Source organism: Capnocytophaga sp. oral taxon 335 str. F0486, assembly GCF_000277665.1.
Classification (GTDB): Bacteria; Bacteroidota; Bacteroidia; order Flavobacteriales; family Flavobacteriaceae; genus Capnocytophaga; species Capnocytophaga ochracea.
Genome location: NZ_AKFR01000023.1, coordinates 75,178 through 100,540, shown reverse-complemented (window position 1 = coordinate 100,540; position 25,363 = coordinate 75,178). Strand labels below are relative to the sequence as shown.

The 25,363-nt window shown below is 41.2% G+C and carries 10 protein-coding genes; 2 read left to right on the top strand and 8 right to left on the bottom strand.

Annotated elements, in window-relative coordinates; translation table 11 throughout:
- Positions 1 to 575 precede the first annotated feature (575 nt).
- Entirely contained in the window at positions 576 to 2,018 is a 1,443-nt protein-coding gene (locus HMPREF1320_RS04935; RefSeq protein WP_009417705.1) for an arylsulfatase, read from the top strand.
- A gap of 112 nt (positions 2,019 to 2,130) precedes the next feature.
- Here HMPREF1320_RS04935 and HMPREF1320_RS04930 read toward each other — a convergent pair whose 3' ends face one another.
- The 8 genes from HMPREF1320_RS04930 to murD all read right to left on the bottom strand — a co-directional run bounded on the left by HMPREF1320_RS04930 (position 2,131) and on the right by murD (position 11,858).
- Positions 2,131 to 3,414 carry an MFS transporter gene (locus tag HMPREF1320_RS04930; protein ID WP_009417605.1) on the bottom strand — a complete coding sequence of 428 codons (1,284 nt, stop codon included), beginning with the start codon at positions 3,412 to 3,414 and terminating at the stop codon, positions 2,131 to 2,133.
- 143 nt (positions 3,415 to 3,557) lie between these two features.
- Complete coding sequence (locus HMPREF1320_RS04925) at positions 3,558 to 4,151, bottom strand: thymidine kinase (protein WP_009417664.1); 594 nt, start codon at positions 4,149 to 4,151, stop codon at positions 3,558 to 3,560.
- Positions 4,152 to 4,154: 3 nt separating this feature from the next.
- A complete protein-coding gene (locus tag HMPREF1320_RS04920; protein WP_009411224.1) occupies positions 4,155 to 5,174 on the bottom strand; it encodes a DUF3078 domain-containing protein in 1,020 nt (339 codons plus the stop codon).
- Between the two features lie 541 nt (positions 5,175 to 5,715).
- Positions 5,716 to 7,425, bottom strand: a complete 1,710-nt coding sequence (locus HMPREF1320_RS04915) for a 1-deoxy-D-xylulose-5-phosphate synthase (RefSeq protein WP_009417687.1) — start codon at positions 7,423 to 7,425, stop codon at positions 5,716 to 5,718.
- 175 nt (positions 7,426 to 7,600) lie between these two features.
- Positions 7,601 to 8,146, bottom strand: a complete 546-nt coding sequence (locus tag HMPREF1320_RS04910) for a CopD family protein (RefSeq protein WP_009417624.1) — start codon at positions 8,144 to 8,146, stop codon at positions 7,601 to 7,603.
- 79 nt (positions 8,147 to 8,225) lie between these two features.
- Positions 8,226 to 9,263, bottom strand: coding sequence for a ferrochelatase (hemH, locus tag HMPREF1320_RS04905; RefSeq protein WP_009417698.1), 1,038 nt, complete (start codon positions 9,261 to 9,263; stop codon positions 8,226 to 8,228).
- 25 nt (positions 9,264 to 9,288) lie between these two features.
- Complete coding sequence (locus HMPREF1320_RS04900; RefSeq protein WP_009417633.1) at positions 9,289 to 10,521, bottom strand: FtsW/RodA/SpoVE family cell cycle protein; 1,233 nt, start codon at positions 10,519 to 10,521, stop codon at positions 9,289 to 9,291.
- A 2-nt stretch (positions 10,522 to 10,523) separates the two neighbouring features.
- Complete coding sequence (gene murD, locus HMPREF1320_RS04895; RefSeq protein WP_009417704.1) at positions 10,524 to 11,858, bottom strand: UDP-N-acetylmuramoyl-L-alanine--D-glutamate ligase; 1,335 nt, start codon at positions 11,856 to 11,858, stop codon at positions 10,524 to 10,526.
- A 1,246-nt stretch (positions 11,859 to 13,104) separates the two neighbouring features.
- On the opposite strand from murD, the gene HMPREF1320_RS04890 reads away from it, so the two are divergent.
- Entirely contained in the window at positions 13,105 to 25,272 is a 12,168-nt protein-coding gene (locus HMPREF1320_RS04890; protein ID WP_009417668.1) for a T9SS type B sorting domain-containing protein, read from the top strand.
- The last annotated feature ends 91 nt before the right edge of the window (positions 25,273 to 25,363 follow it).

Here is a 25,363-nt window from a genome sequence, read left to right as displayed (position 1 = left end):
GGGACATCGTAAGATACCGAAAGACAACGGAAGAGAGCTGAGAGAGGTTTTGGTGAAAAAATGGTGTAAGGAGGGTGGGGTTAGCTTATAGAGAGCTTATAGGAAGCTTATACGAATCTTGGACGATTGGTATAGAAAGGGTATATAAGTAGTTGATAAATAGTGCAATACAACAAGGCTAAAAATGTTAAAAACGGGGTTTCGAGGCGAAAGAAAGAGAATCCTCACCCCGTCCCTCTCCCAAGGAGAAGGGGAATGTTGTGACGGAAAGGAGAAGGGATAATTAGGGAATTAGTAAATTTGGAAATGAGAAAATGGGGGAGAGAAATTAGAGAATTAGCAAATTTGGAAATGAGAAAAAGGGGAAGTGTAGCGACCAAAGCGGAGTTATCAGATGTTTAGGAGAGGCTTGCGGGAGAGGGACAATAGAGACGCAAGGGGGAGTTGTGGTGATGATCATATCGAACTAACGTTGATTAATGTGAGTTTGATAGTCTATTTTATTGCTAATTGTAAATTGTTTTGTATCTTTGTCGCATTAATGATTAACCATTTACAACTCATCATTAACTATTATGAAATATTTACTATTCAGCCTTTTAGCTTCCTTATGTACCATAGGAGTCAAGGCGCAAGAAAAACTTCCTAATGTTATCTTTATTTTGGCTGACAATTTAGGTTACGGCGATATAGAGCCTTACGGTCAGCAAATTATCAAAACACCCCAACTCAGCAAACTCGCTGATGAAGGAATGAAGTTTACTCAGTTTTATACGGGTACATCTGTGTGTGCGCCCTCTCGCGCTTCGTTTATTACAGGACAAACTACGGGTGAAACGCACATACGTGGTAATGAAGAAGTGCGTGAGCCAGTAGATGGGCAAGCACCTTTACTTGCCAACGACCCATCAGTAGCACAACTTTTTAAGAAAGCAGGCTATAATACGGGTTGTTTTGGTAAATGGGGTTTAGGTATCGTTCCTTCCGAAGGGAATCCGCTAAAACAAGGGTTTGATACCTTTTTTGGTTATAACTCGCAGTTCCGCGCTCATCGCCGTTATCCTGCTTTCTTGTGGCACGACAATGAAAAGGTGCTCATTCCCGAAAACGGAAACTATGAGCGCCAAGAGGTTTATGGCGAAGACCTCATACAAGAAAAAATATTGGATTATATAGGCAAACAAACAGCTGATAAGCCTTTCTTTATGTGGCTTACCTATACACTCCCACACGCCGAATTAGTAGTGCCTCACGACAGTATTTACGCTTCGTACGAATATCTTCCCAAGAAACCTTATCAAGGGGTGGATTACGACAAGATTACTCCTAAACCTTTTGGCTGGGCAGGTTATATGTCGCAACCGCATACTTATGCCACTTATGCGGCTATGGTGAGTCGGTTAGACAAGTATTTGGGAGAAATACGCAAGCTCCTTAAAGTTAAAGGGCTTGATGAGGATACCATTATCATCTTTGCGAGCGACAATGGGGCACATCGCGAAGGAGGTGCTGACCCTAAGTTCTTCAACTCCTCAGCAGGATTGAGGGGTATTAAACGCGACTTGTACGAAGGCGGTATACGTACCCCTTACATTGTGTATTGGAAAGGCAAGATAAAGGCAGGTAGCGTAAGCGACCACATAGGGGCTTTTTGGGATATGATGCCTACCTTTGCTGAGATTACGCATCAGAAGTATGTGCCTGATAGGCATCAGGTGTCGTTTTTACCTACGCTTTTAGGGAAGAAACAACAGCAACAGCATAAATACCTTTATTGGGAGTTTCACGAAATGGGAGGTAGACAAGCAGTGCGTTATAAAAACTGGAAAGGAGTACGCCTAAACGTGAATAAAGATAAAAAAGCTCCTATTGAGTTGTACGACCTTACTACTGACCCTGCTGAACAGCACAACCTCGCCGAGAAATATCCTAAGATAGTGAAGAAAATAGAGCGATTTATGGAACAAAGCCATACACGCTCAGAGCTCTTTCCTTTTGATTGGGAGGCAAAGAAATAAAACTTACTAAGGAGGAAGAATGATAACTTAAAAGCCTTTACCTAATCAGTATTTAGGTAAAGGCTTTTAAGTATGGGTATTATAGACCTTAAAAATGCTCTAAGAAGTAGGTTTAAAAAGCTTTTTCATCAATCTTATGCTGCTTCGAGTCATAAGTAAAAGGTACTTTCCAAGTGATTAATAGTGCAGGAATAGTGCAAATCATTACCAATAAGAAGAAGTGTTGATATCCTAAATATTTACTGAGGAAACCACTAATCATACCAGGAACCATCACTCCTAAGTTCATCAGGCTATTGGCGAAAGCATAGTGAGCCATTTGGTATTTACCAGGAGCTATTTGTTGCATCATAAAGAGGGTAAGACCTACAAAACCGAAGCCATAACCAAAGTACTCACCTACAATTCCTAAAGCGATAGTAGGTAAGTGAGAGGGCAAGAAATAAGCAAAAAGTAGATACACTACAAATGGAATATTAAAAGCACACGCCAAAGTGAAAAGAGCTTTGCGCAATCCTACACGAGAGACGAAATAGCCAGCTGAAATTGAGCCTACAATAAAGGCAATAACTCCCGCAGTACCGTATACTAAGCCATATTCTTGTTCGGTGAGCCCTAAGCCTCCTTTATCAGTTTTAGCAATAAGGAAAAGAGGAGCTATCTTCATTGCTAATCCTTCTGCAAAACGGTATAAGAAGATAAAAAACAAATAATAAAAAATATATTTCTTTCGGAAGAAAGCTACAAAAATACCCCATAGTTCTTTCATTTTTACATTAAAATCACCAGCTTGCTGAGGTTTAGTATCTTTTGGCAAAGCATAAAGGTGATATAGACCTACGAGACCTAAAATAGTAGCACAAATACTAAGAATCAGTTGCCAAGAAGCAATTACACTCATACCTTTTGCTTTTACGAGCCAACCTGCTAAGAAGATAAGACCACCATTGGCAAGCACTTTTGCTAAGTTGTAGAAAGCACCTTGCCAGCCAGAATATACACTTTGGGTAGCTGTGTCCAATTGTTCCATATACATTCCGTCACCTGCAATATCGTGAGTAGAACCGCTAAGGGCAATCACTCCTAATAAGGCTAAACACACAGTGAAAAAGTTGGGCAGAGGTAACGAAAAGACAATACAACCGAATAAAGCTGCTGATACTAATTCGGTAATGACAATGTATTGTTTTTTAGTACCATAGAGCTCCATTATTACACTGATAATAGGTTTTAATGACCAAGGTAAGATGAGTAAAGAAGTCCAAAAAGCGTTCTGGTCGTCAGGAATACCTAATCCTTTGAAGATAATAGGAAAAACTAATGAAAGCATCACAAAGGGAAGCCCCATAGCGAAATAGGTGGTAGGCACCCAAGTAATAGGATTTTTCTTTTTCATAATGGTTGTTTATATTACTTCATTTTAAAAATCAGACAAAAGTACAAAATAATTACAAATTGGCAAGTTAGCAGATTAGCAAGTTTGAAAATACCCTTAATATACCAAAAAAACTTATCAATTAAGTACTTTAAGTGCAGTTATTATTCTTTTGTTTTCTTAGCATTCATTGCTTTATAGAAGGCAGCGCGACTGAGAGGCTCATAGCTATCGGCTTCTCCTAACAAGCGTTGCTGGTCGTTAGAAACTTTGCGAAAACTATAATTGGCGAGGTTGCCGGTACGCGTACAAACAGCGTGTACCTTAGTAACATACTCGGCAGTAGCCATCAAGAAGGGCATAGGTCCGAAAGGCTTTCCTTTATAGTCCATATCGAGTCCTGCTACGATTACACGTACCCCGCGATTGGCGAGCTCATTGCACACGTGTACTATCTCGTCGTCGAAAAACTGTGCTTCGTCTATCCCCACCACATCGCAACCATCGGCAAGAAGCATAATGCTGGCGGCGGCTTCTACGGGTGTAGAAGGAATTTCATTGGCGTTGTGCGATACGATATTGGTATCATCATAACGCGTGTCGAAACTGGGTTTAAATATCTCTACCTTCTGTTTTGCAAATTGGGCACGACGTAATCGGCGAATCAGTTCTTCGGTTTTGCCTGAGAACATCGACCCGCATATCACTTCTATCCAGCCTGTCTTTTCGTTGTCGTTTACTGTATTCTCTAAAAACATCACTTAAAAAGTATATAGTACTCCTACTCCTAATACTTGCTTGAACTGAGTGCGTGCTCCATAGTTGTGCACTTCACCATTAGGTGCTTTGTAGGAATAAAACTTTACATCGTCGTCGTATTTGATATGCACCCCTATACGCGCTTGCACGTAACTATTTACCTTCAAGTTGAGATTAGTTTCCCAATCTACATCTATATTTCCGAAGTTTTTAAGGTAATCGCCATAGAAGTTGAAGGAAGTATTGAGTATCATATTCTCCATCACTTTCTTGTCCCAGCGACCGGACACTGAAAAACCCAGTTCGTTATGGGTACGCTTACCTTTCTTCAGAATAGTACCGTCAGGAGCGCGCTGGGCTCTCTCTACCCCGAAAGCACCTTCATCGGCTAAACGTTGGTCGAGTACAGCAGTAGTTTTAAGCGTGATAGGCGAAAGGAAAATACTGAATTTTATCTTTGAAGGAGCATATTCAGTACCCAAACCAAAGGTGATATAAGCAGGGGCAAAGAATTTGGAGATAGGCTTTTCTACATCGGGATAGTTGTACCCGTTGCTGATTTGTGAAAGAAACTGATAGCGCGCCGTGTAATACCAAAACGACTGTGAGTCGCCTCGATAGCCAAACGATGAGATGAGTGAGAGTTTATCGTCGGTCTTGCGCACTTCGCGTCCTTTTTGAGCATTAATACCGTAGTTGATTTCTAATTCGTTGTCCCAAAAGAAAGTGCGTTCGGTATAACGGCGACGGAATTTGGCATTAAATATCCCCGAAATAGAACTTTCTCCTCCTGCACTCCAATTAGAAAAAGCTACCTCGCTCATATTAAGGCTCACTTGATTGAATTTGAACCATTTTTGTTGTGCTAATTTAAAACGGTTGAAAGTGAACTTTAACGCTTCGGTATCTTTCATTACTTTTACCGTATCGGACTTTACAGGGGCTTCGTACGTTCTTGCTTTGCGCACTTGCCCAAAAGCGGTAAAGGAGGTAAGAAACAGTAGAACAATGAGTTTTTTCATACAGAGAATCGTGCTAAATATTTCAGGGTGCAAAGGTAATGATAATTTGCTAATTTGGCAATTAGCAAATGAACTAATAAATGTAAAATGGAATGAATATAGCTGTTGGATACTTGACAGACAAAGCGTAATGAAAATGTAATAGTAGGGGAGAGGTATAGAATGAGAAGTAATTATCAGATTAGCAAAATAGAGGATTGACAGATTGCTGAAAAAATCTTAATGTTTGTTAAATGTATGTATTTTTTTCAATTATTAAAAAGAAAAATACAACATAGTCTCTTACACTGTAAAAAGAGTTAAAATGTTATTATTCAGTTAAATAAAAGATTTATCATACTTGTCTCTTCACCGAAGCTTAACCGAAGGAAGAGCGAACCTAAGACGAAGGAAAGACGAACCTAAGACGAAGGAAAGATGTTAGTTAGTTGAATGTCAATAGGAAGAAAGGGCTTTTAAAACTGTTGAGGAAAAAGTGTTAAAAACGTGAAATGGTTGAAGAAAAAGCAGTTTTTGTTCTTTCACACATTGGCTTATTTTGTCAATCTGTTAAATCTCTAATTGTTAAAAACTCTTCTTTGAGCGTCTCTACTTTGCCGTGAGGAATAAAACTATCAGGAAGAGTGATGATTTTCAGCGGAGTGGTATAGCTGTGCTGGGTAGCAAATTCGGCTACGACACTGCCTAAACCGCCTGTGCTTCCTTCTTCTACTGTGATTACTTTTTTATAAGAACGGAAGATATGATGTAGCATCGCCTCGTCCAAAGGTTTGAGAAAACGGGCATCGTAATGGGCATATTTTTCGGGTTCAGCAGTTTGAGTGAGCTGTTGTTGTACATTTTTCGCAATGGCGCCAATGGTGAGTACGGCTATCTCGCTACCTTCTTTTAGCTGTTCGCCTTTGCCTATAATTAGCTGTTGAAAAGGTTGTTGCCAATCGGTTTGTGTACAACGACCACGAGGATAACGAATGGCAATAGGGTGCTCGAGCGATTGCTGGGCGGTATAAAGCAAATTGCGCAACTCGGTAGCATTACGCGGTGAAGCGATAATGAGGTTAGGAATAGGGCGCAAGAAAGCCATATCAAACACTCCGTGATGGGTGGCACCGTCTTCGCCTACGAGTCCTGCACGGTCTATACAGAATATTACGGGCAGGTTTTGGAGGGCTACATCGTGAATAAGCTGGTCGTAAGCGCGCTGTAAAAATGTGGAATATACCACACAGTACGGTATAAAACCTTGTGTAGCCCAGCCGGCAGCAAAGGTAACCGCGTGTTGTTCGGCAATACCCACGTCCATTACCCTATCGGGGAATGCCTTTTGCATAGCCGTGAGTCCGCTACCACTGCTCATTGCAGGCGTAATGACAACTATCTTGGGGTTCTGCTGGGCGAGTTCGGTGAGGGTTTGCCCTACTACGTCTTGATATTTAGCAGGGAGAGCAGAATTTTCAGGCAGAGGGTTGCCTGTGATTTTATCGAATTGTGAAGGGGAATGGAAGAACACTTGTGAGGCTTCGGCTTTGGGGTATCCTTTACCTTTGGTGGTAACAACGTGTAAGAGGCGCACTCCACGGGCTTGCTTTTCGGCTTTGAGTGCCGTGATAAGCGCGGGGAAGTTGTGCCCGTTTACTACACCTTTGTAGGTAATCCCCAAAGCACTAAAAAAAGCACTGCGTGTAGCGTGTTCGGTTTTCAGTTGGGCAAGGTAATGAGAGAACGCTCCTATGGTGGGGTCGATAGCCATTGCATTGTCGTTCAGTATAATGAGCATATTGGCATCGGTGGTGCCTGCATAGTTCAGTGCCTCGAAAGCCATACCGCTCACAATAGAAGCATCGCCTATCACGGCTATATGTTGTCGCTCTTTATCGCCTGCCAAAGCTGATGCCATTGCCATACCCAAGACAGCAGAAAGAGAGGTAGATGAGTGTCCCGTACCAAAAGCATCGTACTGACTTTCTGCACGTTTAGGAAAACCACTGATACCTCCACGCTCGCGTATATGTGTAAAATCCTCGTTTCTACCGGTTAGGATTTTATGAGCATAACTCTGGTGCCCTACGTCCCATACTAGTATATCGTGAGGAGTATCGAACACATAGTGCAATGCAATAGTAAGCTCTACCACTCCGAGACTTGCACCTAAGTGCCCGCCTCGTGTAGCAATAACCTCTATAATGCGGTTGCGGATTTGTTGTGCCAGAGCAGGAAGAGAGGTTATAGGAGTATTTTTTAGTTGTTGCATATTAAGCTTACGCTATAGAAATTCAACAAAGAAATTAAAAAGGATAAGGTTTGTGCCTTAGAAATCAAACAAATCTATTCAAATCAAACAATTAAAAAAGAAGTGTAGCTTGTATTTGAAACTTTGGCTAAGTTTGCGACGCACTCATTGGCTAAAATGTTAATTTTCAAATATGCTAATTCTTTCCTTTATTGACCAATTTCACTACTAACATTATCAGAGCCCCCATTGCTACAAAAGCTATTAAAGAAAAATACCAATAGGAGATGAACAAGCCTTTTAGTATCACGGCGAATACCACCACAAAGAGGATAATTGTCGCTACTTCGTTAAGCATTCGCAGTTGTACCGAAGTAAGAGAGGCACGACCCGCTTGGAGTCGTTTCATTATGCGCCAAGAATAGTAATGATATACAAACAAAAAGACGATGAATAGCAGTTTGACGTGAAACCATCCTTGTTTAATAAGCGTCCACTCGCCATCGTCGTATAGCATATAGAGTCCGCTAAGAGTCATCAGCAACAACGCCGGCACGGTAATGATGTTCCACAAGCGCTCTTCCATAAAGCTGAATTGTTTGTGGAGAATTGAGCGTTCGGGGTCATCTTTTTCCAAGGCTTCGGTGTGATAGATAAATAGTCGCACCATATAAAAGAGCCCTGCGAAATAGCTCACAACAAAGATGATATGTATGCTTTTAGCAATAAGGTAATCGGTCATTAGAAATATTTTAAACGTTTCAGATTACAAAGATAGAAATTAATTATCTAAGATAAAAAAAGAAGTCGTCTGAAAAGTTTTAATTTGATCTTTCATCTCTTGTCTCTTCATTAATCCAAGAGGAGAGAGCTTGTACCCATAGGTCGGAGTCGTTGAGGCAAGGAATCATTTTAAAATTTTCACCACCATTTTTGCGGAAAGATTTACCTCCTACTATTTCTATTTCTTCGAGAGTTTCTACGCAATCGGCGACAAAGGCAGGAGCGATGACCGCTAATTTCTTTACACCATTTCGGGCAAGTTCTATAATTTTATCGGAAGTGAAAGGGGTAATCCACTTATCCTTCCCCAAACGCGATTGAAACGCTTGTGAGTATTTTCCTTTTTCTAATCCTAACTTTTCTGCCAATAAGCGAGTAGTCTCAAAACAATGACTGCGGTAGCAGTGCGTTCCTTCTTCGCTGTAAGGGTCGCAACAAGTTACACCTTCTACAATGTGTTTGTGTGCAGGGGTAGGTGTGGTTTTGTAGAGATGACGCTCGGGTACACCGTGATAAGAAAAGAGCAAATGGTCGAAAGGAGCTGTCCCTAAATGAGCGCGTACGACCTTTGCTAAAGCCTCGATATACTCGGGGCGATGGAAGAAAGCAGGAAACTTGGTGAGGCGCATATTAGGATAAGAGGCTTTGATGAGTTTTTCGGTGAGGACTTCAATGGTTTCGGTAGTAGCCATTGCGTATTGAGGATAAAGAGGAATGAGGAGTACTTCATCGACTCCTTTGCTGTGTAATTCTTTTAGTGCATTGGCGATATTTGGATTGCCATAGCGCATTGCTAATACTACGGGTACAGAGACTTTACGCTGTACTTTTTCAGTAAGCCAACGACTAATGACAATAAGAGGAGAACCTTCGCTCCACCATATTTTTTGATAGGCTTTACTGGTTTTAGGTGGACGCGTATTGAGAATAACCCCGTGTACCAAAGCATAGCGCAATAGGTAAGGCAGGTCGATGACGCGTTCGTCCATTAAAAATTCTTTTAGATATCGTTTGATGTCTTTTATTGCAAAGGAATCGGGTGATCCTAAATTTACAAGTAATACTCCTTTGGGCATTTTTAGTTAAGTGAAAAGTTAAAAGTTAATTGCCTGTGCGGTTCGCATTTTTCATTTGTCTGAGAGCGCTTTCAGCGAGTTCTTCCTCTACGTCGGCTTCGGGTTTGTCTTTCTCCATCTTACCGTCTTTGCGCTTTTGGGCACTTACGGAGAGAATACACCCTAAGGCTAAGCACGTCATCCACAGTGATGTACCCCCACTACTGATGAGAGGTAGGTTCTGCCCCGTTACGGGAAAGAGTTCTACTGCTACTCCCATATTAATGATTGCTTGCAAGAGTATTGGGAAACCTAAGCCTAATACTAATAACTGTCCGTAAAGGGTAGGTGCTTTTTGTGAGATGACTACAATGCGAATGAGTAGTAGTATGTAAAGCACCATTATAACGATAGCTCCTAATGAGCCATATTCTTCGGTGATGATAGCATAAATAAAGTCGGAGGAACTTTGAGGGAGGAAGTTTTTCATTGTGCTTTTGCCTGCTCCTTGTCCCATTATACCTCCTTTGGCAATAGCCATTTTGGAACGCTCTATCTGATAGCCTTCTTTGTTGTCCTCGCCTCCCATAAACGATTCGATACGACTCATCCAAGTATCTACCCTATTGGGGAAAGCTTCGGGGAAGGCTTTTACTACTAATAAGAAAAGTGCAAGGAAAACAATTGCAATGCCTATAGCTGAAAAGATATGTTTCATTGGGAAACGACCCAAGAAAGTGAGCATCAGCACTGAGCTGAGGATTAGCATTGCGGTAGATAGGTTAGAAAGAAGCACTAAGGCTGCAATCACTCCTACAGGCATCCACAGGGGTAAGATAGTTTCTTTGAAAGAGAGTTTTTTGCCGTAGTTTTTAGCTAAATAAGAAGCTACATAAGCCATCAGCATTACCATTGCAAAGGTGGAGGGCTGAAAAGAGAAACCCCCTACGCTGAGCCATCGGCTGGCGTTTGCTCCTTCGATGGTGCTTCCTGAAAGGTTTGCAAAGATGAGCAGGAGCACCGCTAAGATAAGCCCCAGTTTAGAAGCAGGACGAAAAAAACGATAAGGTGTACGATGCACGATATAAAGAGTGAGATAGCCGACCCCTACAAACACCAAGTGCTTGATGAGGTAGCCAAAAGGAGTACCCTTACCCACTACATACACTAAGTTGGTACTGGTGCTGTACACCGCCAAGAAGGAGAAGAGGGTAAAGACGAGTATGAGCGCCCAAAGGGTTTTATCGCCTTTGATATGTGAGGCTATCCATTCGCGCATTATTACAGTTTCTGAACGGCTGCTTTAAAGAGGTCTCCGCGTTCTTCGTAGTTTTTAAAGAGGTCGAAGCTGGCGCAAGCGGGGGATAATAGTACTGTATCACCTTCTTGAGCAAAACCTTGTGCTAATTTTACAGCTTCGTCCATTGAGCGGGTTTCGACAAGCGTGCCTATTGTGTTGTAAAACGATTGAATAATAGGGGAATTATCGACTCCGAGGCATACAATAGCTCTTACTTTTTCGTGTACATAAGGCAAAAGAGAGTTATAGTCGTTGCCTTTGTCTTGTCCGCCAACTATCCACACGATAGGAGTTTTAATGGTGTCGAGAGCGTAGAATACTGAATTTACGTTAGTAGCTTTAGAGTCGTTTACGTAAGTAACGCCATCTACTACTTTCACCTCTTCGAGACGGTGGGGAGCACCTTTAAAGCCTTTGAGACTTTCGCGCAATGAGTTGTTGCGGATATTTACCAAGCGGGCAGCTACACTTGCTGCCATTGTATTTTTAATGTTGTGCTTGCCACGAAGGCTAATTTCTTCAACGTCGATTTCAGTAGTTTGATTCTCTAACATAATGTATATTTTATTATCTTTTAAGAAAGCTCCTTGTGGGAGTTCTTTCTCTATAGAAAAAGGTATGAGTTTAGATTTTATAGTATGGGTGCTGAGCCACTGTGTAATTACCTCGTCGTCGGCATCATAGATAAGGTAATCATTTTCAGTTTGGTTCATCGCGATACGGAATTTAGAGTTGATATAGTTTTCGAACTTATAGTCGTACCTATCCAGATGGTCAGGAGTTATGTTAAGCAACACGGCGATATGGGGGGCGAAATGCTCTATGCCGTCTAACTGAAAACTACTGATTTCGAGTACATAATATAGTGGATTTTCGGTAGCTACTAATTCGGCGAAGCTATAACCTATGTTTCCACCAAGTCCCACTTGCAATCCCGCTTCTTTGAAAATGTGATAAGTGAGCAAGGTGGTAGTGGTTTTACCATTACTACCTGTGATGCCTACAATGAGGCTATCGGTATATTGGCTTGCAAATTCTATTTCAGAAATCACAGCAATGCCTTTTTCGTGGGCTTTTTTGATGATAGGTGCTTTATCGGGGATACCTGGGCTTTTCATAATCACATCGGCTGAGAGAATTTTCTCTTCGGTGTGTGTGCCTTCTTCCCACTGAATGCCTTCTTTGTTAAGAGTTTCGCGGTAGTGAGGTTTTAGGGAGCCTTTATCGGAAAGGAATACTTCCCAGCCTTTTTGCTTACCGAGAATGGCAGTTCCTACACCACTTTCACCACCTCCTAATATTACTAAACGTTTCATTGATAAAACCTCGTTTTGTTGAGGTGCTTATTATTTTTGGGCAAAGGTACAAAACAAATAGGAATTAGCAAGGGAGAAAGCGAAAAAAAATAAATAATGACAGAAATGAGGAAATGAGGAAATGAGAGAATGAGGAAATGAGGAAATGAGAGAATGAGAAAATTAGAAAATGGGGTAGATGCTAATAATGCCAGAAATACTAATAATTAACTTTGGCAAAGTTTTAAACTTTGCCAAAGTTTGGGATGAAAAAGCGATGTGTTGGGGAGTGTTAGGAGGATTCGGAAGGAAACGGAGAAGTTCGGAAGAGAGGAGAGAGGGATTTTGATGAAAAAAGGGTGTAAGGAGGGTGGGGTTAGCTTATAGAGAGCTTATAGGAAGCTTATACGAATCTTGGACGATTGGTATAGAAAGGGTGTATAAATAATTGATTCATAATATAATACAGCGATACAAAAAACGGTAAAAACGGGGTTTCGAGGCGAAAGAAAGAGGAAGAGGTGCTAGGCCTTAGGGCATAGGCAATAGGGGCAGTGTGACAGAAAGGGGAATTAGCAAATTAGAAAATTTGGAGATTAGTAATTTTTTGGGAGGAATTTAGAGGGGATGTGCTACAAAAAGAGGATTAGAAAATTTGGAGATTAGTTGGAGGGACTCAGAAAAACTTTTCTCTTTATTCACTTATTCGGCTACTACGGGTAACTCTCAGAGAGTATGGGTGAGTGATTTTCAACTTTGCCAAAGGTCGTAGCACGACGGGCGAACAGAAATTTTGGCAAAGTGTAGGACTCATTGGATAAGCATTGAACTATATAGATTGGATAGACATTAAACGAAGATGAATTTGAGATAAAATACATAATATAAATAAGGTGATAAAAGTTTTTGTGTAAAAACTTCCAATTATCTGTGTAAAGGAGGTAAAAAAAGAGTGAAAAAAGAGGGTGTTTTTTACCAAAATAGCGTCTTGGAAATGTTAAATTTTTGTATACAAAAAGTTAAAATATAGCTAAAAAATAGCGGGCTAAAAGGGTGGATTGTTTTTCTTTTTCACAGTTGTATGTAACTAATAATGTTGTAGTTGTGTAAGGTTTTTCCGTTGGAAGAGCGGGGTAGGGAAGGGGTAGAAGAGCAACATTTGTTTTAACATTCGCAATAAAAGAGTTTTGCTGTTTCGAGAAAAATATATACTTTTGTGCATTAAAGTATAGTGATACTATTGTTTCAAAATAGCATATATAGCATTATGAGAAAGTTTTTTCTAACAATTGTTTTTATAGTAATCACGGTCTTCGGGCTTTCGGCTCAAACACCGCTGAACTTAAACAACTTTAATGTTTCCACAACACCAGGGCAATGTGCCTCAGATGGGAAGATTAAGGTAACACTTCCTACTACTATGGGGCCTGTAGGTACCAAGTTGCAGGTAAAACTCGATGTACCTGGTGACCCGAGTGGTCGTACGTGGCCTATGGAAATAGGAGTGACAGGTAAAAATGAACACGAGTTTACTACGCTTAAAGCGGGTACGTATACTGTTACAATGGTGAATGTAGCTAATAACCAGAAATCTACTTTACCTAAAGTGGTAACGGTTACTTCTTCGTACGTACCACCAACTTTTAAAAGTTTTAAATCGGTACCGCCGTCTTGTACAGGGAATGGTAATGACGGTAGCGTAGTTTTCAGTATACAGAAAGGAGCCAAAGGACCTTTTAAAGTGCGCCTTACTAAAGGGGGTACTGAGCTGTATAATGCCACTCATAATGCTGTTGTGGGGCAAGACTTGGAAATCACTATTCAGGGGACTAATGCTAAACCAATTACTACGGGAAGTGGTTATGAGCTTACCGTAGAAGATACAATGAATGGAACTCCGAATTGTGGGGAAACCAATAAGACTACTTTTTCAGTAGCGGCTTCTTCATTGAATATTGACTGTATGGAGTTTGAACTCGACAATGAGAATTCAGGCATACGCGTAGGAGCTGATTGTAAGTTTAATTTTTCATTTCGTATAAAACGAAAAGATAATGTAGGTATACAACAAAGTTTAGAGAATGAAATTAAAGGGAAACCTGGTACCGCTGTTATAAAACACTATGACTCAGCAGGGAATTATAAAAATACTTATGATATTACCTCTTCTTATCGCACAGGAGCTCGCCCACAAAAATCCAGTGCTTATTCTTTTATTACCAATGATATAGCTGGAGTACATTTTCAAGAAGGAGATATCATTGAACTGATTATTAAGTTAGGGAAAACACCTATAGTTAAGAAGTTCAAACTTGATAAGGACTTAGTAAATGTTCTAAGAAACAAATTGAACTCTACGACCTCAAGAGATCCATTTATATATATGGACAGATCAGGTTCGACAGCGATAGCAGCAGTAAACCGTTCAGACCTAAACGCTGACCCTGCTAATCCTTGCCCCAGTGGTTCTTCAGCTAAATATCTGTACGTAGAGGCTAATTGGAAAAAAATAGAATTGCCTAACCCAGATGATGCTTCTGATAAGATGTATTTTGGGTTCTACAACTGGCAGAACTTTACTCCAGCAGACTGGGTAAAAAATCCATCAGCACCAGGAGCCAAAGGATTTTACTTTGAAATATATAAATATATAGGTGCAAGCGACCCCAGTTGGAATGCTACCTATACACAGTCAGAAATAAGCGACCCTACTAAATGGAAACCTCTTATACCAGGAACTGACTATACTTGGATAAACAACAACGGTAGTTTGTATGCTGATTTAACTTTGCAAGCTGATGGCTACTATAAGGTGAAGTTTAAAACTGTAGGGATTACTCAGTGTTATGAGCCGGAGCGTATTGTGAATATGGCTCCTCTGCCTAATAAGATAGGTGAGCGTTTTGACGGGATAGAAATTAATAGAGGGATATTTAAAGGTACTGTATCTATACGCAAATGGGTAGCAGGAAACCAATTTAATTACCCTATCACTGTGACTGTTGATTATTTAGACGATGGGCACAGTGGTACTACTCGTACATTTGACTTCCAAACCGCTTTACCTTTTGAACCACTACACAAAGTAACGTATACTTTCCCTATGGTAAAAGAGGTGAGAAACCCTGATACTGCTAATGAAACGTATCGTTTTGAGTTTGGAGACCTTCCACAAGGTAGATATAATATTACTATTAAAGACCGTTGTGGCAATGAAGCTACCAAAGAACTCAACTTAGACACCCCAATGCAGTATGACAAAGATGAGGTGAAAGTAGAGCAAGGATGTGTGGGAGCAGCAAAGATTTCGTATGAAATAGAGGCGGCTCCTGTAGGGACACTTCGTTACGCACAATATACTTTATTAAAAAAGACTGCTACAGGCTATGACCAAGTAGTAGGGAGAAGTAACGACCGTTCACACACCTTTAATAACTTATCAGCAGGAGAGTATCTGTTACAGTCTACTTATTTCTATTACGCACGTATAAAACAACTATGGAGTGTAGGAGAAGCTTCACAGAGAGAAGAACGCTTTACGGATCCAGCTGATTGTCTGAATTTGTATAGTGTAATACCTTCTTCTGACACTCATAAACCTTCTGACCCAGTGAATGATGGTACAGGAGCTTTTCACGTCAGTCGTGTGTACTTAACCGTGAGCCCTACGGGAGAACTCAAACGCGATGTGGTAGGTACTTCGTGTAGTGCGGCATCGGGAACAGGACTTATAGCGGTGAACGTTACAAATCCTGAGTATATCCGTTATCCATTACAATTCAGTATTAAGAATACGGTTACAGGAGTAGAAACTAAATCGCCAGTATTTGGAGCTACTTCTACCGCTACGGGGTACGTATTTAAGAACGTACCGGACGGTACTTATGCTGTGACCACTTCTCACGCTTGTGGTGATTACCCTGATTCGGCTTTGGTAGCGGCAAATAACTATACTTCACCAGGAGTTACTTATGTGGCAAGAAGCACGAACCCTTGTAATGGTGACGTGGTAGACCTTACCTTTGGTGGTTCGGCGCAACTCTTCAATATAGATTGGTTCCGTATAGAAGCTAATGCCACTGAAACTTTCTTGGGTAGTGAACAAACTATTAGTGATACGGTAACACGCAATACCCAGTATGTGGTGCGTTACAGTTTGAAAGACCTCGGGTTGTGTACTACTAACTCGGGCAGTCATACTATCACTGTAAACTTTGCTCCTGACGCCATACCTCCTGTGATTACAGGTTGCCCATCTCAAAATATTGAAGTAACTGCGGTAGCTAACCAATGTTACGGAATAGCACATTGGGGAGTGGTAACGGCAACCGATAACTGCCGTATAGGTTCTTGGAGTCAGACTCACCAAAGTGGAGAGCGTTTCCCGATAGGAACGACCTCGGTAACCTATGTGTTTAAGGATACCTCAGGTAATGCAGCTACTTGTACCTTTAACGTGGTAGTAAAATCGCGCGCTGTAGATATGGAGGTTATCAATGATTTTGTAGATGGTACAGGAGCTCCTATCAACCGCGATTTATCACTTACTGAGAACTTCAACTATCGCATTACTTATAGAAATAAAGGAACTGCAGGGGTAGTATCGTCGACCTTGGAGGTTACTTTGCCTAATCACCCTAACATTACCATAGGTACTCCTGATGTTACGGGGGCTTCCCTTACTATCTTCAAGCCTACCTTTACTAAATCGGGTAATGTGATTACTTTTACACTGCCTAAGCAAACACTTACAGCAGGGGGTAATGTGCGTACCATACTTATTCCTATTTCATTAAAAGGAGAGTGTTCAGTAATCGGTAAGCCTTGTATGAATGTGTTGCAAGCTACTTACTCTTTAACTTACTCAGGAGGAATGGCAGCTTGTACTATTCCTGAACAAACTAGCACAGGCTCTAAAACTATTGCGATATCTACGCAAGAGTGTTCACGTACTGAGATTGCTTGTTCTGGCATAAATACACGACTTACTGCTATTGATGGTTTTACTGCTTATAATTGGTATAAGAACGGTACACAGATACCAAACCCGTTAAACCATAACTATATAGAGGTAAGCGACCCTGCTACTTATAGAGTAGATAAATTGATGAAATGTGGTAATGTAACCTACACTACCAGTGAAGAAATAAAATTTGTATCCAGCAATAACCTACCAGACCCTATCAGACCTCAAGCTAACGGAGGCGATGTGTGTGCGGGTAACAACTTATGGGTAAGTCACTTTATATTGTGTAATCAGCCTTCACGTAATATAGTGGTGAACTTCCGCGATAGCAATATAATGTGGCAAAAGCTAAAAGCAGGCTCTTCGCCATCAAGCTTGAACTGTCCGAACTTAGATGATAGCGCTTGGGAAGATGTACATAGCAACAATACTTTTGTTGCCAACGCACAAGGTCATTTCCGTTTGCGTGTGTCAGACAAGAATAACAACTGTGAGAAATACTTCTATTTTGATGTATTTACCAATTCACTTTCAGGTGAAATAATAGACTTTGCCAATGTAACTAGCTATCAGCAAGGTTTCATTACTATACGTATGGCTACGGCAGGTCTTGCTTATAAATATGTGTTGAAAAACTCAGCAGGTAATGTAGTGAACCAAAACGGACAAGCTTTTGTGACTACTACTAATTCAGAATATCGAGTGCCTATAACCATAGCCCCTGATACCTATACTGTTGAGGTTACTTCACCTGCTTTGCCAAGCACTTGTAAGGCAACCTTTATACAAAAAATAGAAAAACAAACTACTCTTACAGCCAAAGTAACTCCTAAGGCTTGGAAGAACTGTAACTCACTTACTACTCGCTTTGAAGCCGATGGAGGTAAGAATCCTTATCAGTTTGCTATTTGGAGTATTGACGGCGTAGTACAAAACGGCTATACAGACTACTCCGATGTACCTGCTTCAGCTTTCATAGCTACTATACCTGCGGGTAGTAGCTTTGTAGAGCGTGATATACATATAGACCAACCTGGTAGATATGTGTTCATTGCCAAAGATGCTAACTCAGCTTATGCTCTTACTGCTCCTGTGGATATTTATCCAGAAGGACTCTTAGGCTATACAATCAAAACTCGCGATATCTTGTGTGGCTTTGCTAATAACTCAGGACAGGTGTCTATTACTTATAACACACAGCAAAACGTGAAGTCTACCCTTTACAAGTTAGACGACACAGGAGCACGAGTACAAAATATGGGTACCAACTCTACAGGTTTCTTTAATAACCTAGAAGCTGGTAAGTATGAAGTAGAAATACAAATACAGTTATCTACTACTAATATATGTACTTATAGGAACCGCAATATTGTAATTAAAGATATAGAAAGCACTTTGCGTGCTTATGCAGGAGTGGCTGAGGATATCTCTTGTGATACTTCAAGTCCTACCAAAGAGTATATAGTACATATTAACAATGTGTCAGGAGGTACTGGTACAGGTTATGAGTTTAGTACTAATAATGTATCGTTTACTACCGTGCCTATTTTGCGTGTAGGCTCTACAGCAAGTGTGGTATATGTACGCGATAGTAATAAATGTACTCTTGAAATACCTATTACCATAAAACCAATAGTACCTGCTACCGTAAGTGCTTCTACTGTTACTTATGACTGTGAGGGTAAAGGTACCTTTACGGTAACTACGAACCCAGCAGGTAACTACGAATATGACATTGTAAAAGACGATGGTACCCTCAGCGAAACACGTACTTCTAATGTCTTTACATTAGACCCAGGTATTTATAGTGTTTATGTGCGGTATACACCGAAGACAGCTACGGGCACAACTCCTAATGTGTTGTTTAAAGAAGACTTTGGTAAAGGTAAGAATACTTGCGACTCCGAGTCGGTATTTATTACTTGTAATGCCAATGGTACTACTTTGGGTGATAACCAGTATATGATTACACGCCAAGTACCTACCACAGGAACTTATTGGGTATCTACACCACCGTCAGACGCTTCGGGAGTAACTGATGGTCGCTATTTAGCAATCAACGGAAGTAGCCCTGATAATGACAATGGTATTGTTTACAAGCGCACGATTAGAGACGTAGTAGCCGGTCAAGAAATGAGTGTATCAGTGAACCTGTTCAACTTATTACCTGTTACTTACATAGGTGGTACTAACCCTAACTTGGTAGTACGATTGTACAATCCTGGTAACCCAGCACAATACGTTGAAAGGTCATTAGGTGAACTTCCTCGTACAGGAGCTTGGCTCAATAAGAAAGTAACCTTTGCAACTACTGATATAACTGCTAATGCTTATATATTTGAGATTAGAAATATAGCAGCTGCTTCTACTGTGGGTAGTGATTTAGCAGTGGACGATATTGTGATTACACAACCTACTAAGATATGCCAAGTACGCGCTGAAGGTCTTTCAGTGAAGATTGACAATAACAAAGGCTTTAAAGCACGTGGTACTACCTACGATGAAAAATGTGGTAAGAATGATGGTTCTATCTTCTTGACAGTTGATAATCCACCTTCTACATTTGTAGTAGAATATCAAATAGCGGGTACTACTACTTGGACGAGTGTTACCCTTACACAGCTTAATCCTGCTCAAGGGGTGGCTACCCTTACAGGAATTCCAGCAGTAAATAATGGTACGTTATTGGTGCGCAAAGCTAATGAACACAGTTGCCAAACAGCCTTTAACTATACTATTAACAAGCCAGTACCTTTAACGGTTACGGCTACAGTTGTAGCTCCGGTGTCTTGCTTCAATACCTTTGCGACAGTACGCTTTACTGCCGAAGGAGGTGCAAGACCTTATAAAACATTCCGCTTTACTCCTATAACAGGTGCTACACCATCAGGCTCACAAGCGGCTGTAAATAACGAAGCTGACTTTAACTTACAGGTAGGAACTTATGTAATTGAAGTAGAGGATAACAATGGTTGTACAATGACGGCTACTCTTGATGTGCCAGCGCCTAAGCCATTGCAAATAGAAGTAGTAGACTTAGAACCTTGCTTTAAAGGTGGTGCTACAGGTCGTTTGCAAGTGAAGGTAATAAATGGCAATGGTAGCTACCAGTTTAGTAAAGACGGAGGCGCAACTTTTGAGTCCAGCGCTACGAACTTTATCATTTACGAAAACCTATCGGTTGGTCTTTATAACTTTGAAGTAAAAGATGGTGCCGACTGTCGTACAAGCACTTCTTATACTATAGACAACCCATTGCGTATGCAAGTAATCTCTAAAGCAGCTTTAACTTGTGTACCTAATAGCGAAGCCGAGTATGATATTACTTACTCTGGTGGTAAAGCAGGAGGTGCTCGTCAGTTCTTGTGGAGCAATTCACCTACTGCCAACTTTACAGTAGCAGCCCCTACAGGTATTGCTATTAGCCAGTCTGGTAATACTTATACTTTCAAAACTAAGATACCAGGTGATTACTACTTTAAGATACGTTACCAAATGACCAATGGTGACTACTGCGAAGTGATTTCGCCTAAACAAGAAATCAAGAAAGATGCTCCTGCTTTTGTAGTTACGCCTACTGTTGAAGGTATTAACTGCGCAGGCGTTAATTCAGGTAAGATACTCTTCAACAATGCTAATATTTCAGGAGGAGTAGCTCCTTATACTATAGAGTTTAATAATGGTCTTACCACCGTTACACGTCCAGTAGGTGATATTACCGGATTGGCAAAAGGAATCTATACTCTTACAATTGTAGATGCTTCAAACTGTAAATCCGACCCATTAGGTCTTACTGTTACCGAAGTACCTGCAATGGTAGTCTCTGTTACCCATACTGACCTTGAGTGCTCTACTACGGGTACTCAGAAAGCTCAGGCAAGCGCTTGGGTGAATAAAGGAGGTACTGCACCATTCACTGTTACTTTAAATAAGAACGGCGTGGTGAATGCTACTCGTACTAATGTAGCTACTGGTTCAAGAGAAACCTTTATGAACTTAGACATTGGTAACTACCAAATAGTGGTAGAAGATGCTAAGTCTTGTAAGTATACTTATGACTTTGTTGTAAAATCCGATGCTAATGGCTTAGACGCACGAGGTACAGCCACCATAGGTTGTATAGCCAACTCCGGTGAAATAGCTATCTCAGTATACGATAAATCAGGAGGAACTATTGGTGCTAACCAATACATCGCCGTATATCGTGAAGGTATTACTCCTCCTTATGGAGCCACTACCAGTGTACAAGAAACAGTGGCTAACCCTCTTGGTGGTACCGATATTTGGTTCCACGGTGGTGCTGTGGTACCTACTCTCTTGTCCGATGGTAGTGTTAAAAACGCCTCTACTTACACCTTTACAGGTGTTACACCAGGGGTAACCTATACCTTTATCGTGTACGATGCAAGTAGCAAGTGTGCCTTTATCAAGGAAGCTAATATACCTGTACCTACACAATCGCACTTGGAAGCTACTATCACAGGTGTTGCTTCTACTACTTGTGCCGATGCCAATGATGGTAAGGTGTTCGTTCGCTTGAAGAACTGGACAAATCCAAATGTTACCTATCAAGTATTCCGTTATACACCTACTTATCCGTCATTAGGAACTGCTGTAGCTAGTGGTCCTGTTACGCCACCATTAACAGCAACTCCAGCAGTGGGTCAAGATATAGTAATACCAAATGTTCCAGCAGGTAGATATTTTGTCCTCTTTACTGAGGGTGGTACTAACTGTACACAAGGTACTACCAACTTTACCATAGGTAAGTCAGCGTCTTTATTGACAATGACTGCTACGGTTACCCGTAAAGCAAACTGTCAAGCACCGCAACCACAAGGTCTCGGTAAGATAGTAGTAGATGCCGCAGGTGGTACAGCCCCTTATCAGTATTACTATCACAATACAACCATATCAGCAGCACCTACCGGTACTGCCTTAGAGACTGCCCTCACTACTTCTACTGATAACGAATCAAAAGACGTAGAAGCAGGTGTTTGGAAAGTATTCGTCAGAGATACTTCTGGCTGTCGGAGAGAAAACACAGTTACTGTAACCGTCGATTCTCAACCTTCTGTTGCCTCAATTACTGTCGATGACGCTTGTAGCGATAATACCGATTATCCTATTATAGTGAAATTTAACAGCATAGGTATTGGTCAACATCAATACAAGATAGACGGTATTGTGAACTGGCAAAACATAACAGTAGCTACTGAAACTGTTTTACCAATACGCTTAGCACCAAATCCAAATCCGTACACCATTTCATTTAAAGATGCTAATGGTTGCGAAACTAGTACTACATTTAGAGTACACGAGATGATTAAGTTTGATGCAAGTCACTTACCATTGTTGCCTTGTGGTGCTACTAATACAGTAACTATCAATGTAACTAATATCACAGGTGGTTCAGGTACTTATAAGTTTAGTCTCTACCGTGTGATTAACAAAGGTACTGCCAACGAACGTGCTGTACCAGTGGTTACAGGGGCTAATGTTACAGGTAATGCACACAGTGTAATAACCAATGGAGGTATAGGTAGCTATCTCATCAATATCTATGATGCAGCTACTTGGGGTACTCCTGCCGAATGTGCTAAGTCGTTAGACTTCATAGTAAGACCTCCTGAAATACCTAGACTCGAAGTCCTTTCGGTTACTACACCTACTTGTTATGCCGAAACTGCTACCGTACGTATAAAAGCAAACCCTGTTGATGGTATTCCATATACCTTCACAATCACCGATAATGCAGGGGTAGCAGTACCAGGTGTTACTCAGGTTCTAAATGGTAATTATGTAACCTTTAATAACGTACCATCAGGTGCAGCCATCTTAGGTGGTGCTACCTACCGTATTACAGCTGTAAGTGCACAAGTTTGTTCATCAACCATTGAAGTAACGGTTACCTCTCCTGATGTAATCTCAACTACCAATGCCCTTAGCAAAAAAGAGTACACTTGCGATGCTGATACCGGTGAAGTTACTAATCCACAATTGCATTTCGATTTGAATAATGTAACAGGTGGTACTGAGTCTTATACACGCATTGAATACCGAGAGCTTGCCTCAGGTACCTTGCTCTATCAACAGCAAGTAACTCCGGGAGTAACCTCTTATAGCTACACCTTACCAAGCTATTTAACTACCGCTAATAGTTATTATGCACAGGTGTACGATACCAATGGTTGTAGTGCAACTACTACCGCAGTGACTATTTCACCTACACTTATGATGAGCGGTCTTACCGCTACTCAGTTACAAGCGAAGACTTGTAATGTAGATGAAAACATCTCTGTAACCCTCAGCACTACCACCGTATACAGTGGCGAACCTATCGAGTACTCAGTGAGCAAAGTAGGTTGGGGTACTATTACCGTAATACCTCCAGTAACGCTTAACTCACTTACTTATACTCTCACCCTTACCGAACCTTACGCTTATGTGATAAGAGCTAAGAATATGATTACAGGTTGTGAGGTAAGTACCAACTATACCGTCCTCGATCCTAACACCTTGTTGTTAGAAGCTAAGAACCCACAAAGGGTAACTTGCTACGGCGGTACAGGTTCTATTACCTTAGAACTTACCGATACCCGTCTTTCTGACGGCGACCAAGTGGCTAACGGATTTAGCTATACTATCTATCCATTGCCAGTAGGTACTCCTATTACAGGTAACTCTACAGGTGCTACCATAGCACACGCAGGCTTGCCAGCAAGCAAGTACAGGGTAGAAGCTATCTCGGCTATTTCAGGTTGTAAAGCCGAAACTACCTTCGAGATAGTACAAGCCGAAGCTCCTATAACTGCTTTTGCTAAGGAAACACACAGTGTAACTTGTGATAACAACCTTGGTGAGATACTTGTAACCGTATCAGGTGGTTGGGCTCCTTATACGGTCAATATCCAAGGAGGTGCTATTACAGGTAGGAAAATTATAGCTCTCAATGGCGATAGTGCCTTGTTCACAGGTTTAGTATCTACCGGTACTCCTGGTGGTGTAGTAACCTACACCGTTACCGTTACCGATGCGTGGGGCTGTTCAGTAGTTTCAGGTACTACACAAGTAGGCTTGAAATCACCCGACCCAATTACCGCTACCGTTTCTGTAACTCGTGATGTTACCTGTCAAGGTGACCACGATGGTGAAATTACTATCGACCCAGCAAGCGTTAGAGGAGGTTCTGGTAGTTATGTTTATACTATTGTAGATTCCAATTTAAATGCTTTCACTCAATCGGGAACTACCTTTAGCAACTTGCTCCCTGGTATGTACACCGTTGAAATTTGGGATACTTGGGGTTGTAACCTCATCGTTCGGCAATTGGAAGTAAAAGAACCTAAGCCTATCGTAGTGAATGTAACCGATTCTAACTTGCTCGTATGCCACAAAGGTAACGACGCTTGGATAGAGTTCACCGTTGATGGCGGTCGTCCTAACTACGACATCGCTATAATGAAAGAAGGCTCTAACGTTCCTGCACATACCGATTATGCTACCTCGTCAGCAACCGTAATCCGCGCTTCTAACTTAACCGAAGGCAATTACGAGATTGTGGTAACCGATAGCGTAAGCAGTACAACCAACGGCTGTGTGATGTCACCTACTTATAAGTTCAGCGTTTACTCAGCTCCTGACCTCGACCCAACTACCGAGCAAGGCTTCAGTTGTGATAATAACGACTTCACAACTTGGATAGAAGTACGCTTCAAAGACGAAGTAGATTTCAATAAGATAACCTACAAACTCAACGGAGCTACTACACCACAAACCTTCTCGCGTAACAACGGTGTGAATGTCGGCTATATCGACCAGAACAGGTTTAATATGAGTATAGCAACTCAAACCTTAGAGATTATCTATACCGATGTCCATTCAGTTACCGGAGCTGTTAAACAATGTACTCAAATGGCTACCAAATCAGTAACTGTGGTAGAGTATCGCCAGTTGAACAATATCGTGAAATCACCTACTACCGTTATCAATACACTACAAGTAGAAGGTGTAAACGGTGTGAAACCTTATCGTTATGAGTTCAATGGCGAAGATTACGATACCAATAACGTCTACGAATTGAGAATGAACGACCGTGAATACACCGATCCAGTGAGCGGTAAGAAACTCAAAATTGTAGATGTAGTAGTACACGATGCAGCAGGCTGTACGTTCTCCAAAACGTTCTATGAAGAATACTTCGATGTATTCATACCGAACTTCTTTACTCCTGACGGCGATGGCAACTACGATACGTGGGCTCCACGCAGGGTAGATAAGTATCCGTTCATCCGTACTACTATTTACGACCGCTACGGTCGTCGCCTCAAAACACTTAGAGCAGGCGAAGAATGGGACGGTAAGTACGACGGTAGAGATATGCCAACAGGCGACTATTGGTACCTCGTAGAACTTAGCGACGAACACGATACTCGTACCTTCAACGGTAACTTCACACTATATCGTTAAGATTTGTTTGCTTCATAGGTTATACATTAATTAATATTTATTTCAAAAGGGCTATCCGTTAAGGGTAGCCCTTTTTCATTTCTTAAAAATT

Coding starts and splice junctions, on each gene's coding strand:
- HMPREF1320_RS04920 (WP_009411224.1), bottom strand. CDS start 5,174: ATGAAAAAACTCATTGTTCTACTGTTTCTTACCTCCTTTACCGCTTTT.
- HMPREF1320_RS04910 (WP_009417624.1), bottom strand. CDS start 8,146: ATGACCGATTACCTTATTGCTAAAAGCATACATATCATCTTTGTTGTG.
- HMPREF1320_RS04890 (WP_009417668.1), top strand. CDS start 13,105: ATGAGAAAGTTTTTTCTAACAATTGTTTTTATAGTAATCACGGTCTTC.
- HMPREF1320_RS04930 (WP_009417605.1), bottom strand. CDS start 3,414: ATGAAAAAGAAAAATCCTATTACTTGGGTGCCTACCACCTATTTCGCT.
- HMPREF1320_RS04925 (WP_009417664.1), bottom strand. CDS start 4,151: ATGTTTTTAGAGAATACAGTAAACGACAACGAAAAGACAGGCTGGATA.
- HMPREF1320_RS04915 (WP_009417687.1), bottom strand. CDS start 7,425: ATGCAACAACTAAAAAATACTCCTATAACCTCTCTTCCTGCTCTGGCA.
- HMPREF1320_RS04900 (WP_009417633.1), bottom strand. CDS start 10,521: ATGCGCGAATGGATAGCCTCACATATCAAAGGCGATAAAACCCTTTGG.
- murD (WP_009417704.1), bottom strand. CDS start 11,858: ATGAAACGTTTAGTAATATTAGGAGGTGGTGAAAGTGGTGTAGGAACT.
- hemH (WP_009417698.1), bottom strand. CDS start 9,263: ATGCCCAAAGGAGTATTACTTGTAAATTTAGGATCACCCGATTCCTTT.
- HMPREF1320_RS04935 (WP_009417705.1), top strand. CDS start 576: ATGAAATATTTACTATTCAGCCTTTTAGCTTCCTTATGTACCATAGGA.